Origin of the sequence: Pseudomonas multiresinivorans (assembly GCF_012971725.1) — a bacterium.
GTDB lineage: Bacteria > Pseudomonadota > Gammaproteobacteria > Pseudomonadales > Pseudomonadaceae > Pseudomonas > Pseudomonas multiresinivorans.
Map to the genome: position 1 here is coordinate 5,828,836 of NZ_CP048833.1, position 13,552 is coordinate 5,842,387.

Sequence of the window (13,552 nt, forward strand, 5' to 3'; positions counted from 1 at the left end):
CCTGCGGACGCTCTGGCGGCCTTGTTTTTGTAGGAGCGGACTCTGTCCGCGATTGGCTGGCGCGATGCGAGCCTATCGCGGACAGAGTCCGCCCCTACCTTGTGTCCACCTCAGGCAATGGCGCTCAGGTAACCCTTGACCTCCGCGCCCAGCCACCCGGCAAAGGCCGCCACCTTGGCCTGAGCCGCCTCGCGCTCGGGCCATACCAGCCAGTAGGGAAAGCCGTAGGGCACGCGCAGGTCGCTCAGCGCCACCAGCTCGCCGCTTTCCAGCGCAGCGGCCACCAGGCTGCGCCGCTCGAGGCCGATGCCCTGACCCATGCGCACGGCCTCGATACTCAGGTTGGAGTCGTTCACCACGAACTCCGCTGGCTCGTGGGGTACCGCCACGCCTGCCGCCTGGCACCAGTCCAGCCAGGATTCGAAGCCGGTGATACGCGGACAGCGAAGGATTTCCTCGGGATTGCGGGGCAACTGGCCGCCGTTGAAATCCGGCGCGGCGACGACCACCACTTCGTCCTCGAACAGATACTCCTGCGCGAGCCCTTCCCAGTGCCCCTGGCCAATGCGGATCGCCACGTCGGCCATACCCTGGCGCAGGTCCATCACCTCCAGGCTGGCGAGCAGGCGCAGGCGGTACTGTGGATAAGTCGCACGAAATCCGGGCAGGCGTGGCAGCAGCCATTTCTGCCCGAAGGACGGCGTGAGCGCCACCACCAGTTCGTCCTCCCCCGGTCGGGCCTTCGCCAGGCGAGTCGCCTCGGCGATATCGCGCAGCGCGCCGCGAATCTGCAGGGCATACAGGCGGCCCTCCTCACTCAGCCGCAGACCCCGGCCTTCGCGCTGCAGCAGGGTGATGCCCAGCAGGCTCTCCAGCTGGCGCACCTGCTGGCTGATGGCCGAGTGGGTGACGTGCAGCTCACTGGCGGCGAGGGTCACGCTGCCAAGCCTGGCGACGGCTTCGAAGCTGCGCAGGGCGGAGAGCGGTGGCAATGCGCTCATGTAAGTTTTCCTAACCGAATCGGTCACTAATCGTCGCTATTTCCCAGAGGTCAAAGCCGCTAGATTCATGGCCATTGCGCGGAGGACCGCGCCAGCCACCATGCAATTTCCACTAACAGGATGTGCCCATGCAACAGAAGCTTCCGCACCTGATCGGCATGCTCGACTCGCCCTATGTTCGCCGCGTCGCCATCACCCTGCGCCTGCTCGGCATCGAGTTCAGCCACCAATCGCTATCGGTGTTCCGCACCTACGAGGAATTCCGCGGCATCAACCCGGTGGTGAAGGCACCGACCCTGGTACTGGGCGATGGCCAGGTGCTGATGGACTCGAGCCTGATCATCGACTGCCTCGAACACCTGGCCGGCCGCAGCCTGATGCCCGTCGAGCCGGCCGCACGGGTGCGCGCCACGCGCCTGCTGGGCCTGGCCCTGGCGGTCATGGAGAAGGCGGTGCAGCGCTACTACGAGCAGCAACGGCCGCAAGACAAGCAACTTGCCAGTTGGCAGGAAAGGGTCGACCAGCAGTTGCACGCCGCACTGGCACAACTGGAAAGCGAACTGCGCGAAATGTCGCTGGATGCCGCCGCGCCGCTGGACCAGGCCGGACTGAGCATCGCGGTGGCCTGGACGTTCGTACAGCTCCTGCACTCCGAAGACATCCCGGCGGACAGCTATCCGGCGGTAGGCGACTGGGCGCAGCAGGCCGAGGCACTGGAAGTGTTCAAGGCCTTCCCGCCGGTTTGATCCCCGGCACGGAACCCAACTGGGCGTAGGAGCGGACTTTGTCCGCGATGGGTTCCCGGCGCGCCTGTGAGCTATCGCGGACGAAGTCCGCTCCTACGCTCCTTGATGGTCAGTCCTTGGGCAACTCTTCGTGCTGCTGACGAGTGAAGCGCAGCAGCACGAAGCAGATGAAGAAGCCGCAGAGCGCCAGCCCGGCGGCGACAAGGAAGATCGACGCATAGCCGTGACGGGCGGCGACCAGCCCCATCAGCGGGCCGGCGACGCCCATCGCCAGGTCGAAGAACAGTGCGTAGGCGCCCAGCCCCGCGCTGCGGCTGCTGGCCGGGATGCGCAGCACCGCCTCCACACCCAGTGACGGGTAGACCAGCGACAGGCCGCAGCCGGTCAGCGCCGCGCCCAGCAGCGCGAAGCCCGGCCCCGGCGCCTGCCAGAGCAGCAGCAGGCCGAAGACTTCCACACCGAGGCAGACCACCGCGACGGCAAAGCCGCCGAAGCGATTGACCATGCCCGAGAAGATCAGCCGCGCGCCGACGAAGCAGACGCCAAAGGCCGTCAGGCACCAGGCCGGATTGGCCCAGCCCTGGCTGCCGTAATAAAGGGTGATGAAGGTCGCCAGGGTGCCGAAGCCGATGGAGCCGAGCATCACGCACATCCCGTAGGGCAGCACGCGGCCCAGCACCGCGTGGAAGGCCATGCGCGTACCGGGGATGGTCGGCACCTCCGCGCGGTTGCGGGCCGCCAGCCAGCCCAGCGCAGTGAGCACCAGGATGCTCACACCCAGACTCCACAAGCCTAGCGAAGCCGACATGGTCACCCCCAGCGGCGCACCGATGGCAATGCCGCCATAGCTGACGATGCCGTTCCAGGAAATCACCTTGGCGGTGTTCTGCGTCCCCACCAGCGCAATGCCCCAGCTCGCCGTACCAATCCCCAACAACCCCTGCGCCAGGCCGAACAGCAGGCGACTACCGAGCAGCAGCGTCAGGCTCAGCCAGGTCACCGACTCGAGGCTGGTGGAAGCCAGCACCAGCGCCCCGCCGATGCCCAGCACACCCAGGCCATAGAGCACGGCGCGCTTGGCGCCGTAGGTGTCCGCTATGTGGCCTGCCAACGGCCGGGATACCAGGGTGGCGATGTACTGCAGGCCGATGACCGCGCCGGCGATCACCGTCGAGTAGCCCAGGCCTTCATGGACGAAGCCGGGCAGCACCGGCAGCAGCAATCCGATGCTCAGGAACAGGACGAAGGTGAAGACGACGGTCGCGAGGATGCGCAGGGTGACGGAGGCGGTTCGCTGCTCGGACGAGCTCATGGACGGGCCTGACGGTGGGTGGCGGAGCGTGTGCGGGGACGATTGAAAGCAGGCTATCTATTTCCGCCTCGATTGCCAATCCGAACCTCGCGCGCCGTTCGATGCTCCTATAGTTGTTCCATTGCCGCGCGCCGCAGCGGTGCGCTCCACCTGCAGCAAGGAGATCGTCATGGATACCAGCCAGCACAGCCTGGGCGCCCTGTTCAAGCAACTGGGCCTGCCCGACGGGCGCAAGGAGATCGATGCCTTCCTCGGCAGCCATAGTCTCGCCGAAGGCCAGAAACTGCCGGACGCGCCGTTCTGGAACGAGGCCCAGTCGCAGTTCCTGCGCGAGGCGCTGCAACAGGACTCGGACTGGACCGAGGAAGCCGACGAACTGGCGGTTCGGCTGTCCAACTGAGCCGCCGCTACCTCACTTGAGATAGGAGCGCAGTACGCCCATGACCTGTTCCAGGTCTTCGTGACGCTGCGCCACGGTGCGGTCCTCGGCGCCCAGGTGGTCGCGCAGGTGGCCTTCGAGCACCTCGGCCATCAGGCCATTCACCGCGCCGCGGATGGCGGCGATCTGCTGCAGGATCGCCGCGCATTCGCTGCCCGCCTCCAGCGCCCGTTCCAGCGCCTCGCTCTGGCCCTTGATGCGGCGCACCCGGGTCAACAGCTTCTTCTGGTCCTTGATGGTATGTCCCACGTCAAAAGCTCCAAAGGTATACTGGGGTATAGTATCCAGACTGATCCTACGGACCATCATCATGCAGCATGCCGCCCCCTCGCAAGACGGTCGCCACGACCACCAGTTCCACGAAGGCAATCCCCTGGCCGAGCGCAACACCCTGCGCGCCGCGCTGCTGACCGTCGTGATGATGGTGGTGGAGATCGCCGGCGGCTGGGTGTTCAACTCCATGGCGCTGCTCGCCGACGGCTGGCACATGAGTTCCCACGCCCTGGCGCTGGGCCTGGCGTTCTTCGCCTACGTGGCGGCGCGGCGCTTCAAGGGCGACGCACGCTTCGCCTTCGGCACCTTCAAGATCGAGATCCTCGCCAGCTACACCAGCGCCATCCTGCTGCTGGGCGTGGCGGCGCTGATGATGTTCGAGTCCGTCGCCCGATTGCTCTCCCCTTCGCCGATCCATTACCAGCAGGCCATCGCCATCGCGGTCGTCGGCCTGCTGGTGAACCTGGCCTGCGCCTGGTTGCTGCGCGGCGAGCATCACCATGGCCATGATCACGGGCACGGCCACGATCATCACGGCCATGACCATCATCACGGCCACGACCATGACCACGACCTGAACCTGCGCGCCGCCTACCTGCACGTGCTGGCCGACGCCGCCACGTCGGTAGTGGCGATCATCGCCCTGATCGGCGGCCTGATCTGGGGCGCCGCCTGGCTCGACCCGCTGATGGGCATGATCGGCGGCGTACTGGTGGCCGTCTGGTCGATCGGCCTGCTCAAGCAGAGCGGCCGGGTGCTGCTGGATGCGGAGATGAACGACCCGGTGGTGGAGGAAATCCGCGAGGTGGTCGCCGGCTTGCCGCAACCGGCGCGGATCACCGACCTGCACCTGTGGCGCGTGGGCAAGTCGCGCTATGCCTGCATCCTCAGCCTCGCCAGCAGCGGCAACCTGACGCCGGAGCTGGTGCGCCAGCGCCTGCAGGTCCACGAGGAGCTGGCGCACATCACGGTGGAGATCAACCCCCTCCCCGCGTGAACGACCGGAAGTCGTGGCGGCTTTGACGTCCGCCACGCCGCTGCGGCCTAATGCGCAGCCTGTCGAACCCCGGTCGCGCCCGAAGAAGATGTCCAGCTCCCGTTTCTCCGCCGCCCAGCAACGCGCCAGCACCCTGCACCTGCCCGCCGGGCCCTGGGCGACGGTGCTGGACTGTCTGTGCGCGCGCTTCCCGGCGATCAGCCGCGACACCTGGCTGGACCGCATGGCGCGCGGCAAGGTGCTCAACAGCGATGGCCAGCCCATCGGCCCCGAGCATCCGTACCGCGAAGCGATGCGCATCCATTACTTCCGCGAGGTGCCGCAGGAAACGCCGATCCCCTTCCAGGAAAGCGTCCTGTACGCCGACGAACACCTGGTGGTGGCGGACAAGCCGCACTTCCTGCCGGTGATGCCCGCCGGCCAGTACGTCGAGGAAACCCTCCTCGCCCGTCTCGCCAGGCGCCTGGACAACCCGCTGCTGGTGCCGCTGCATCGCATCGACCGGCTCACCGCCGGGCTGGTGCTGTTCTCCACCAACCCGGACAACCGCGATGCCTACCAGGCGCTGTTCCGTGAGCGGCGCATCCACAAGATGTACGAAGCCATCGCGCCAGCGCTGCCGGAACGGGAGTTTCCCCTTGTGCACCGTTCGCGAATGGTCGAGGGCGATCCCTTCATCCGCATGCAGGAAGTGGACGGCACGCCCAACAGCGAAACCCGAATCGAGGTGCTCGAACAACGCGGCGACCTCTGGCGCTATGGATTGCACCCGGTCTCCGGCAAGCGTCACCAGTTGCGCGTGCATATGTCGGGCCTGGGCGCGGCGCTGTGCTTCGACCCGCTCTACCCGACGCTGCCACCGCGCGGCGAGCGCCCACCGGAGGACTTCGACAAGCCGTTGAAGCTGCTGGCCCGGCAACTGGAGTTCATCGACCCGGTCACCGGCGAGGCGCGGCATTTCAGGAGCCAGCTGGAGCTCTCCTGGCCTTCCATCAATTTCATCGATGGTCACCCTTAAGGCGATCCATTTCCGTCGATGGTGGCCCCGGTGTTTTCATAGCTCCACCCCAAGGAGAGAAAGCATCGGGAGCCCGATCATGAGCTACAGCGCCAAGTCCTTTTCCGCCCTCGTCAACGCCCTGCGTGCCGACGGCATCACCCGTCCCGAACAGATGGCTCGCCAGCCCTTCCGCAATGCCCAGGGCTTCTGGTCCGCGGTGGCGAAGAAATGAACCTGGTGCGGCGACTCCCGCCTGCGCTGCGCATGGATGCGGTGATCGTCCTCTACGCACTGGCTGCGGCCTGGCTGGTGTTCTCGGGCCTGTAAAGTCGGGGGCAATATCGCCGGGACTCATGATCGGCAGGATGTTCGCGAGCAAGCTCGCTCCTACCAGGAGCTTGCCGAGACATCCCACTGCAGGAGCGGGCTTGCTCGCGAACCCGTCACAAACGAAAAAGGGCAGCCATGGCTGCCCTTTTCATATCCCACGCGGCCCTGCCGCGCCCCATCCTCACTTCTTCAGACAGGTGCTCATGAACGCCTTGCGTTCGTCGCCCTTGAGCGCCTTGGTGGTCGCATCGGCGTTGCAGGTCTTCATCTTCTCCTGCTGCGGGGTCATTTTCTTGGCGTCGCCGCCGCCAGCCTTCAGGCAAGTGCTCATGTACGCCTTGCGCTCATCGCCTTTCAGCGTCTTGGCGGTGGCATCGGCGTTACAGGACTTCATCTTCTCCTGCTGCGCGGTCTGCGCGGCGGTGGCAGCAAAGCCTTGCGCCGAAAACAGCAGGGCCAGGACGAGCAGCGGAATCCGAACGGTGGTCATGGAGTGGTCTCCCAGGATGGAATTGCCACTCTGAGCGTAGCTCGCAGCCCAGCATTCGCGAGGCCTGCGACGCGATGCAGCGGCTGGCGTCGCCGGCCCCGTGATCGTTTCCACGGCCTCTGAATACAAATAGTTATATATAAATTCTAATTGATAATTTTTTGAAATAACAAAAATGCCGCAGTATGGCGCTGCCACCCATCCGGTACGCCAGGAACCTGCCATGTCGCTGTTGACCCTTCCCAATGCCCGCGAGCAAACCAAGTCGGTCCGCGCCACGGTGCTGGTGTTCAAGGACCCGCGCTCGCAGGAGCTGCTCAACCGCATCGAGCGCCTGGCGCCCAGCGAAGCCAACGCGCTGATCATCGGCGAGACCGGCACCGGCAAGGAGCTGGTCGCCCGACATATCCACAAGCTCAGCCGGCGCAGCACCGCCCCCTTCGTGGCGGTGAACTGCGGCGCCTTCTCCGAGACCCTGGTGGAGAGCGAGCTGTTCGGCCACGAGAAAGGCGCCTACACCGGCGCCACCAGCAGCAAGGCCGGCTGGTTCGAGTCGGCCAACGGCGGCACCCTGTTCCTCGACGAAATCGGCGACCTGCCGCTGAACATGCAGGTGAAGTTGCTGCGCGTCCTGCAGGAGCGCGAAGTCGTGCGTCTGGGTTCGCGCACGCCGGTACCGATCAACGTGCGGGTGGTTGCCGCGACCAACGTCAACCTGGCCGACGCCGTGGTGGCCGGGCATTTCCGCGAGGACCTGTTCTACCGCCTGCACGTCGCCACCATTCGCCTGCCGCCACTGCGCGAGCGCCCCGGCGACATTCTGCCGCTGGCCGAGTTCTTCCTCGAGGAACACTGCCAGCGCCTGGGCTACAACCGTGCGTCGCTAAGCCCGGAGGCCGAGCGCAAGCTGCTGGGCCACACCTGGCCGGGTAACATCCGCGAGCTGGAGAATGCCATCCACCACGCCCTGCTGGTGTGCCGCAACCAGCAGGTGCAGCCGGGAGACCTGCAACTGGCCGAGCTCCCGTCGGCGCCGCGCCACGAATCGCTACGCCACGAAGCCTTCCCCCACGCCCTTGCGCCACGGGTCGAGGCCACCCTGGAGCAGGCGCTGCTGGAGTTGTTCGAAAGCAACAAGCCTGACCTCTACGAGCATGTCGAGGAGGTCCTGTTCCGCACCGCCTACCACTTCTGCCACGGCAATCAGCTGCAGACCGGCCGTCTGCTGGGCATCAGCCGCAACATCGTCCGGGCGCGCCTGGAGAAGATCGGCGAACTGAACCTCAGCCGCACCGGCTGAGGTGGTTTCAGCCCGCGCCAGCGCTGGGCTGAAACCGTCCGTCGGCGCTCCTCGCCCGGCCGCCCCCCGGCAAAGGTTATAATCCGCGCCGTTTTTCCGGCCGGCACGCCAGCGCCCCCTGAACGTCTACACTGCCAGAACGACACCCCGGCGCGGTGTGGATTGCCCGTGCGAGGCCCATCTTCAAAGCTTCAAGCCATCAGCTATTCATCAGGAATGATCGTGACCAAAGACGAACTGCGCGCGGAACTGGAGCGCCAGGAGCAACGTTTCAAGGATGAACAGGGCGGCGAAGTGACCCTTTATGCCGCCCAGCCCGAACCCGGCAAGAAGCCCTGGCGCAAGCGACCCAGCGTGCAGGACAAGGCCTTCGACCGGGAGCTGGAAAGAATCGAAGAAGAACGACTGAAAAAGGATCTGGAAGCCCCGTCCCTTTAATCGCAGGTACGGCCCCAGGCCGAAAGACTCCCCCGGAATCTGCCGGGGAAAATCTTGCGGCGATGGGCGAGCAGTGCTCCGTGGGAGAGCCCGCCAGTTGGCCTGCAAACACTCATCCGATGGGCCGGCGGCCCGCGTGGAAGCATTGCAAACTTTTTCCACCCTGCCTGAAAGCGCCGTGCGACGAGGCGTCGCGCAAATTGGAGAAACCGTTTCAGGCTGAATACGGTGCTCCAAGCTTCTGGCATAATCGCCGCCCCGTCTCCGACCGGTCATAGAATTTTCATGTTCGATCTCTTCAGCGGACTCGATCTCTGGGTGGGTATCAGCCTGGTGCTGGCACTCGCGTTCGTCCTTGCCTTCGAGTTCATCAATGGCTTCCACGACACCGCCAACGCGGTGGCCACGGTCATCTACACCAAGGCCATGTCCCCGTACCGCGCGGTGATCCTCTCCGGCATCTTCAACTTCCTCGGCGTATTGCTCGGCGGCGTTGGCGTCGCCTACGCAATCGTCCACCTGCTGCCGGTGGAACTGCTGATCAACGTGAACACCGGCCACGGCCTGGCGATGGTGTTCTCGCTGCTCGCCGCCGCCATTACCTGGAACCTGGGTACCTGGTACTTCGGCATCCCGGCCTCCAGTTCGCACACCCTGATCGGCTCGATCCTCGGCGTGGGCCTGGCGAATGCACTGATCAACGGCGTGCCGGTGGCCGACGGGATCAACTGGGGCAAGGCCATCGACATCGGCCTGTCGCTGATCTTCTCGCCACTGGCCGGCTTCCTCGTCGCCGGCGCCCTGCTGATCGGCCTGAAGTGGCTGTACCCGCTGTCGAAGATGCACAAGACGCCGGAAACCCGCCGCGACGTCGACGAGAAGAAGCACCCGCCGTTCTGGAACCGCCTGGTGCTGGTGATCTCGGCCATGACCGTGAGCTTCGTGCACGGCTCCAACGACGGCCAGAAGGGCATCGGCCTGATCATGCTGGTGCTGATCGGCATCGTCCCGGCGAAGTTCGTCCTCGACCTGAACAGCACCACCTACCAGATCGAGCGCACCCGCGACGCCGCCATCCACCTGCAGCAGTTCTACAACCGTCACTCCGACACCCTCGGCGAGATGCTCGCCCTGGGCAGGGCCAACGAAGCGGACCTGCCGGACCTGTACCGCTGCGAGCCGAAACAGACCGAGGCGACCCTCAAGGGCCTGCTGAGCGACCTGCACGGCGTTTCCAGCTACACCGAGCTGAACGACGATGAACGCGTGCAGGTACGCCGCTACCTGCTGTGCCTGGACGACACCGCGAAGAAGGTCGGCAAGCTGTCCGAGCTGCCATCGCGCGAGAAGGCGGACCTGGAGAAGCTGCGCAAGGACCTGACCAGCACCACCGAGTACGCGCCGTTCTGGGTGATCATCGCGGTGGCCCTGGCCCTGGGCATCGGCACCATGGTCGGCTGGAAGCGCGTGGTACTCACCGTCGGCGAGAAGATCGGCAAGCAGGGCATGACCTATGCCCAGGGCATCGCCGCCCAGCTCACCGCGACCGCCGCCATCGGCATGGCCAACATCTACAGCCTGCCGGTCTCAACGACGCACGTCCTGTCCTCGGGCGTGGCGGGCACCATGGTGGCGAACCGCAGCGGCCTGCAGGGCAGCACGATCCGCAACATCCTCATGGCCTGGGTACTGACCCTGCCCGTGTCGATCGCGCTGGCTGCCGGCCTGTTCTGGCTGTCTTCGCGCTTCATCGGCTGAGCCCGCGTCACGCACCACGAAAAACGCCTGCATCCGCAGGCGTTTTTCATTTCCGAGCCCTCAGAGACTCACGGCCTGTCGCGGCAGGCGGATGACGAAACGCGCACCGCCCTTGTAGTTATCCACAGACAGGCTGCCGCCCATGTTGCGGATCAGGTCGTGGCTCACCGAAAGCCCGAGCCCGGTGCCCTTGCCGATGGGCTTGGTGGTGAAGAAGGCCTCGAAGATGCGCTCCATCACAGCCGGGTCGATACCGCCGGCGTTGTCGCGCACGTGCAGTTCCACCCACCCGGTGTCGGTGCACGGCTCCTGCGCCACGCCGACCCAGCGGGCGCCCTCCTCGCCCCGCCCGAGCAGCGCGTCGCGAGCGTTGGCCAGCAGGTTGATCAGCACCTGCTCGAGCTGGTCGGAGTAGCCGTGCACCACCACCCGTTGCGCCGGCGGCCGGCACTCCAGGCTGATGCCCTGCTGCGTCAGGCTTTCGCCCAGCAGCGCAATGGCGCCTTCGCAGGCGTCGTAGGGATCGAAGGGCGCGGCCTCCAGCTCCGATTTACGGCTGAACACGCCCATGTGGCTGATCACCCGTGAAAGACGGTCGATCTGCGCGTCGGCGCGCTCCAGCTTATCCCTCAGGTACTCCGGTTCGCCCAGCTTCTGCCGGGCGTTGTAGAGGGACATGCGCATGACGTGCAGCGGCTGCTTCATCTCGTGGGCCATGCCGCTGACCATCTCGCCCAGGCTGGCCATCTTCGCGCCCTGGGCCAGCTGCTGCTGTGCATGGCGCACGGCCGTGTTGTCGCGGCCCACGGCCTGGACTTCCACCAGCCGGCCTTCGGCATCCAGCAGCGGGCGGTCCGACCAGATCAGCCAGAGATTGCGCTGGCCGGGCAGGCAGAAACGCAGCTCCCAGGAATCATCCGCCGCGCCCTGGCCGCCGCCTACCAGGCGCGCCCGCAAGGCGCTGCAATCCTGTTGCGACAGCCACTCGTCCAGCCGTCGGCCCAGCAGCGCCTCCACCGGTTCGCCCAGCACCTGGGCGAACGTGCGGTTGATGAAGGTCAGCCTCAGGTCCGGGTCGTAGCGGCAGATCAGCGCCGGCGAGTCTTCCACCAGTACGCGGTAGCGCTCCTCGCTTTCGGCGATCTGCAATGCAGCAAGACGCTGCTCGGTGACATCCAGCCAGAGGCCGACAGCCTCCTGCGGAATGCCCTGGATATCCCGCAGCAGCTTGGCCTCGTCATACAGCCAGTGCCATTCGCCGCTACTGTCGCAGAGGCGGTACTCGGTGCGCACGCGGCCCTCGCGCAGCAATTCGCGGCCACGGTCGAGGAAGGCCTCCAGATCCTCGGGATGCACCCGTTCGGCCAGTGCCTGCCAGCTCTGCCCCTGCAGGTCCAGGCCGAGAATATTGCCCGCGCTTTCGCTGTAGAACTCGGGGATCAGGTGCCCCTCTTCGACGCGCTGCACGTAGATCACCACCGGTGCGCTGTCGATCAGGTTGCGCAGCCGGGCATGGGCGGCCAGCGCCTGTTCTTCCTGCAGCTTGCCCTCGCTGATATCCAGCAGCACGCCGTCCATCAGCTGGTCGCCGGCACGGGCCTGCCGCCGTCCCTGCAGGCGCAGCCAGCGGCGCGTCTGGGTCGACGCTGCACTGCGCAGGCGCAGGTCCTGGACCAGGCGCCCGCCCGGTTGCAGGTTGCGAAGGCGCAGGCTGAGCTCGTCGGCGTCGGCCGGGTGCAACAGGGCCAGCAGGTCGGCCAGTGCCAGCTGCAATTGCCCTTCCGCCAGGCCGAGACTCGCCGCGACGGCCGGTGACAATTCGAACAGGTTCTCGTCGACCCGCAACCGCCACCAGCCACCGCCGACCATGTCCTGCAACAGGCTCAGGCGCCGGCTGCTATCACGCAGGCTGTGCAGCTCGGTGCGCTCGTGCACGAGGTTGGTGAGGATTTCCGCCAGGTACTGCCAGTCGCTCGGGGCCAGCCCTGGCCAGGTGCCGCCGTGCTCCATGGGTTCGGCCAACAGCCCGGCGAGGCGCCCGCCCCGAACGGGCGCCGGAATCAGGTAGAGCTGGGCGCAGCACAAGGTACGCAGCAGCTCCGACGGCCTGTCATCCGCCCCCAGCAGGCAGGCACCACTGGCCGCGCGCAGCTCGTCGCCGGGCAGCGCGAGGTTTTCCCGCAGCAGGCTGTCGAATCCGGGCTGCACGTAGCAGGCGAAAACCCGCAGGCTCTGGTCCGGAGCCTCCAGCAAGAGTGCCATGCTGCGCATGTGGAAGTTGCTGCAGAAGGCCTCCAGCACTTCGCTTACCGCCTCGCCGAGGCGGCGCTGAGAGCTGTGGCGCAGGCGCGCCAGCAGGAGTTTGCTGAGGTTGAGGCACTGCAACTTGTGCTGCTGGTTGTCGGATTGCCAGTTCAGGTCGGAGATGTCCGTGCCCAGCAACAGGCAGTGCTCGTTGGCCTGCAGGACGGCGCGGAAGCGGCAGACCAGCGGCAGATCGCCAGTGCTGCGCAGCACCAGGTCGAGGCGCTCGCCGCCGCGCAGGCTGGATACCTGCATGCCGCCGGGAATACGGCGGTCCAGATAATCGCCGAGGCCCGGCAGTTCCCCGTTGCCCGGCAGCGGCGGCAGCAACCTGTGGGCCTGGCTGCCGCCACGGGCGATGACGCGGTCACGACTGTCCAGCTCCAGCCACAGGTCGCAGTGGCCGGTCACCACGGGCTCAGCCAGCTCTTCCACCGGCAGAGCCGGGCGTCGCCGTGCGGCCAGGGGCCGGCTTGGCAGCGGGCTTTCGTTCAATTCATGCTGGCCACGGGGCCTGGAGCGCCAGAAATCGAACATCCAGCGCCTCAGAGCAGGACGCTGGCCGTGCCGCTGAGCACGTCCGGCAAGCGCGGCACGGTACCTATCCCCGGCAGGGTCAGCAGCGGCACGATGGGCGAGGTGGCATAGGGATAGCTGACGCAAACCTGCACGCGGGTGTAGTCACGGCCGGAAACGGTTTCCGTGACCGGAGGTTTCATAAACTCCCCGTTGTAGCAGCCATTGCGCCAGCTCGTCGGCATCCAGCTCAGGCGCTGGGTCACGGCGCTGTCCACGGCAGCCTTGAGCGCGGCGTTATAACCGCCCGCCGCCTGTGGATTCACCGAAACGGCCACCCGCGCGCCGGCCGCCGCCGCATCGTTGAAGGACTGCAGCATCAGCAGGGGTACGCAATAACCCAGCAGCCCGTAAAGAACCGCGAAGAACAGAACGAAGACCGCGGCGAACTCGATAGCTACCGCGCCCCGCTGCGTGCTGCGACCGCCGACTCCGTTCATGCGTAATACTCCCGGACCAACTTGCAACTTGAATGATCGTTCAACTTATCGGCACGGCGAAACTTTGCTGAAGATACGCGCCGTCGGATAATTACCGCTATCCAGCAATACTAGGCGGTCTTCGGGGATTCGCCGGATGTCCTGTCGG

At 66.0% G+C, this 13,552-nt stretch carries 14 protein-coding genes; 8 read left to right on the forward strand and 6 right to left on the reverse strand.

The genetic code is table 11. The annotated features are described in order from the left end of the window. Positions 1 to 110 precede the first annotated feature (110 nt). Entirely contained in the window at positions 111 to 1,001 is an 891-nt protein-coding gene (locus G4G71_RS26580; RefSeq protein ID WP_169941540.1) for a LysR substrate-binding domain-containing protein, read from the reverse strand. A gap of 128 nt (positions 1,002 to 1,129) precedes the next feature. On the opposite strand from G4G71_RS26580, the gene G4G71_RS26585 reads away from it, so the two are divergent. Beyond that, entirely contained in the window at positions 1,130 to 1,747 is a 618-nt protein-coding gene (locus tag G4G71_RS26585) for a glutathione S-transferase family protein (protein ID WP_169941542.1), read from the forward strand. 109 nt (positions 1,748 to 1,856) lie between these two features. Here the strand turns inward: G4G71_RS26585 and G4G71_RS26590 are convergent, their stop codons facing one another. Next, positions 1,857 to 3,059 carry an MFS transporter gene (locus tag G4G71_RS26590; protein WP_169941544.1) on the reverse strand — a complete coding sequence of 401 codons (1,203 nt, stop codon included), beginning with the start codon at positions 3,057 to 3,059 and terminating at the stop codon, positions 1,857 to 1,859. 169 nt (positions 3,060 to 3,228) lie between these two features. Between G4G71_RS26590 and G4G71_RS26595 the strand changes: the two genes are divergently transcribed. Next, positions 3,229 to 3,459: a DUF2789 domain-containing protein gene (locus tag G4G71_RS26595; protein WP_169941546.1), complete on the forward strand. Its 231-nt coding sequence runs from the start codon at positions 3,229 to 3,231 to the stop codon at positions 3,457 to 3,459. A 12-nt stretch (positions 3,460 to 3,471) separates the two neighbouring features. Here the strand turns inward: G4G71_RS26595 and G4G71_RS26600 are convergent, their stop codons facing one another. Continuing rightward, complete coding sequence (locus tag G4G71_RS26600) at positions 3,472 to 3,747, reverse strand: metal/formaldehyde-sensitive transcriptional repressor (RefSeq protein ID WP_169941548.1); 276 nt, start codon at positions 3,745 to 3,747, stop codon at positions 3,472 to 3,474. A 61-nt stretch (positions 3,748 to 3,808) separates the two neighbouring features. On the opposite strand from G4G71_RS26600, the gene dmeF reads away from it, so the two are divergent. The 3 genes from dmeF to G4G71_RS30085 all read left to right on the forward strand — a co-directional run bounded on the left by dmeF (position 3,809) and on the right by G4G71_RS30085 (position 6,000). Further along, positions 3,809 to 4,768 carry a CDF family Co(II)/Ni(II) efflux transporter DmeF gene (dmeF, locus tag G4G71_RS26605; protein WP_169941557.1) on the forward strand — a complete coding sequence of 320 codons (960 nt, stop codon included), beginning with the start codon at positions 3,809 to 3,811 and terminating at the stop codon, positions 4,766 to 4,768. A gap of 88 nt (positions 4,769 to 4,856) precedes the next feature. Then, positions 4,857 to 5,786 (forward strand): pseudouridine synthase, encoded by a 930-nt coding sequence (locus tag G4G71_RS26610; RefSeq protein ID WP_169941559.1) that lies wholly within the window; start codon positions 4,857 to 4,859, stop codon positions 5,784 to 5,786. 79 nt (positions 5,787 to 5,865) lie between these two features. Next, positions 5,866 to 6,000: a hypothetical protein gene (locus tag G4G71_RS30085; RefSeq protein ID WP_017519380.1), complete on the forward strand. Its 135-nt coding sequence runs from the start codon at positions 5,866 to 5,868 to the stop codon at positions 5,998 to 6,000. A gap of 279 nt (positions 6,001 to 6,279) precedes the next feature. Here the strand turns inward: G4G71_RS30085 and G4G71_RS26615 are convergent, their stop codons facing one another. After that, a complete protein-coding gene (locus G4G71_RS26615; protein ID WP_054906552.1) occupies positions 6,280 to 6,588 on the reverse strand; it encodes a PsiF family protein in 309 nt (102 codons plus the stop codon). A 223-nt stretch (positions 6,589 to 6,811) separates the two neighbouring features. On the opposite strand from G4G71_RS26615, the gene G4G71_RS26620 reads away from it, so the two are divergent. The 3 genes from G4G71_RS26620 to G4G71_RS26630 all read left to right on the forward strand — a co-directional run bounded on the left by G4G71_RS26620 (position 6,812) and on the right by G4G71_RS26630 (position 10,084). Next, complete coding sequence (locus G4G71_RS26620) at positions 6,812 to 7,888, forward strand: sigma-54 interaction domain-containing protein (protein ID WP_169941561.1); 1,077 nt, start codon at positions 6,812 to 6,814, stop codon at positions 7,886 to 7,888. Between the two features lie 222 nt (positions 7,889 to 8,110). Then, positions 8,111 to 8,326 carry a hypothetical protein gene (locus tag G4G71_RS26625; protein ID WP_024764111.1) on the forward strand — a complete coding sequence of 72 codons (216 nt, stop codon included), beginning with the start codon at positions 8,111 to 8,113 and terminating at the stop codon, positions 8,324 to 8,326. Positions 8,327 to 8,611: 285 nt separating this feature from the next. Next, positions 8,612 to 10,084 (forward strand): inorganic phosphate transporter, encoded by a 1,473-nt coding sequence (locus G4G71_RS26630; RefSeq protein WP_169941563.1) that lies wholly within the window; start codon positions 8,612 to 8,614, stop codon positions 10,082 to 10,084. 60 nt (positions 10,085 to 10,144) lie between these two features. Here the strand turns inward: G4G71_RS26630 and G4G71_RS26635 are convergent, their stop codons facing one another. Further along, a complete protein-coding gene (locus G4G71_RS26635; protein ID WP_169941565.1) occupies positions 10,145 to 12,925 on the reverse strand; it encodes a PAS domain-containing sensor histidine kinase in 2,781 nt (926 codons plus the stop codon). Positions 12,926 to 12,933: 8 nt separating this feature from the next. Beyond that, complete coding sequence (locus tag G4G71_RS26640; protein WP_169941567.1) at positions 12,934 to 13,404, reverse strand: TadE/TadG family type IV pilus assembly protein; 471 nt, start codon at positions 13,402 to 13,404, stop codon at positions 12,934 to 12,936. Positions 13,405 to 13,552: the final 148 nt, after the last annotated feature.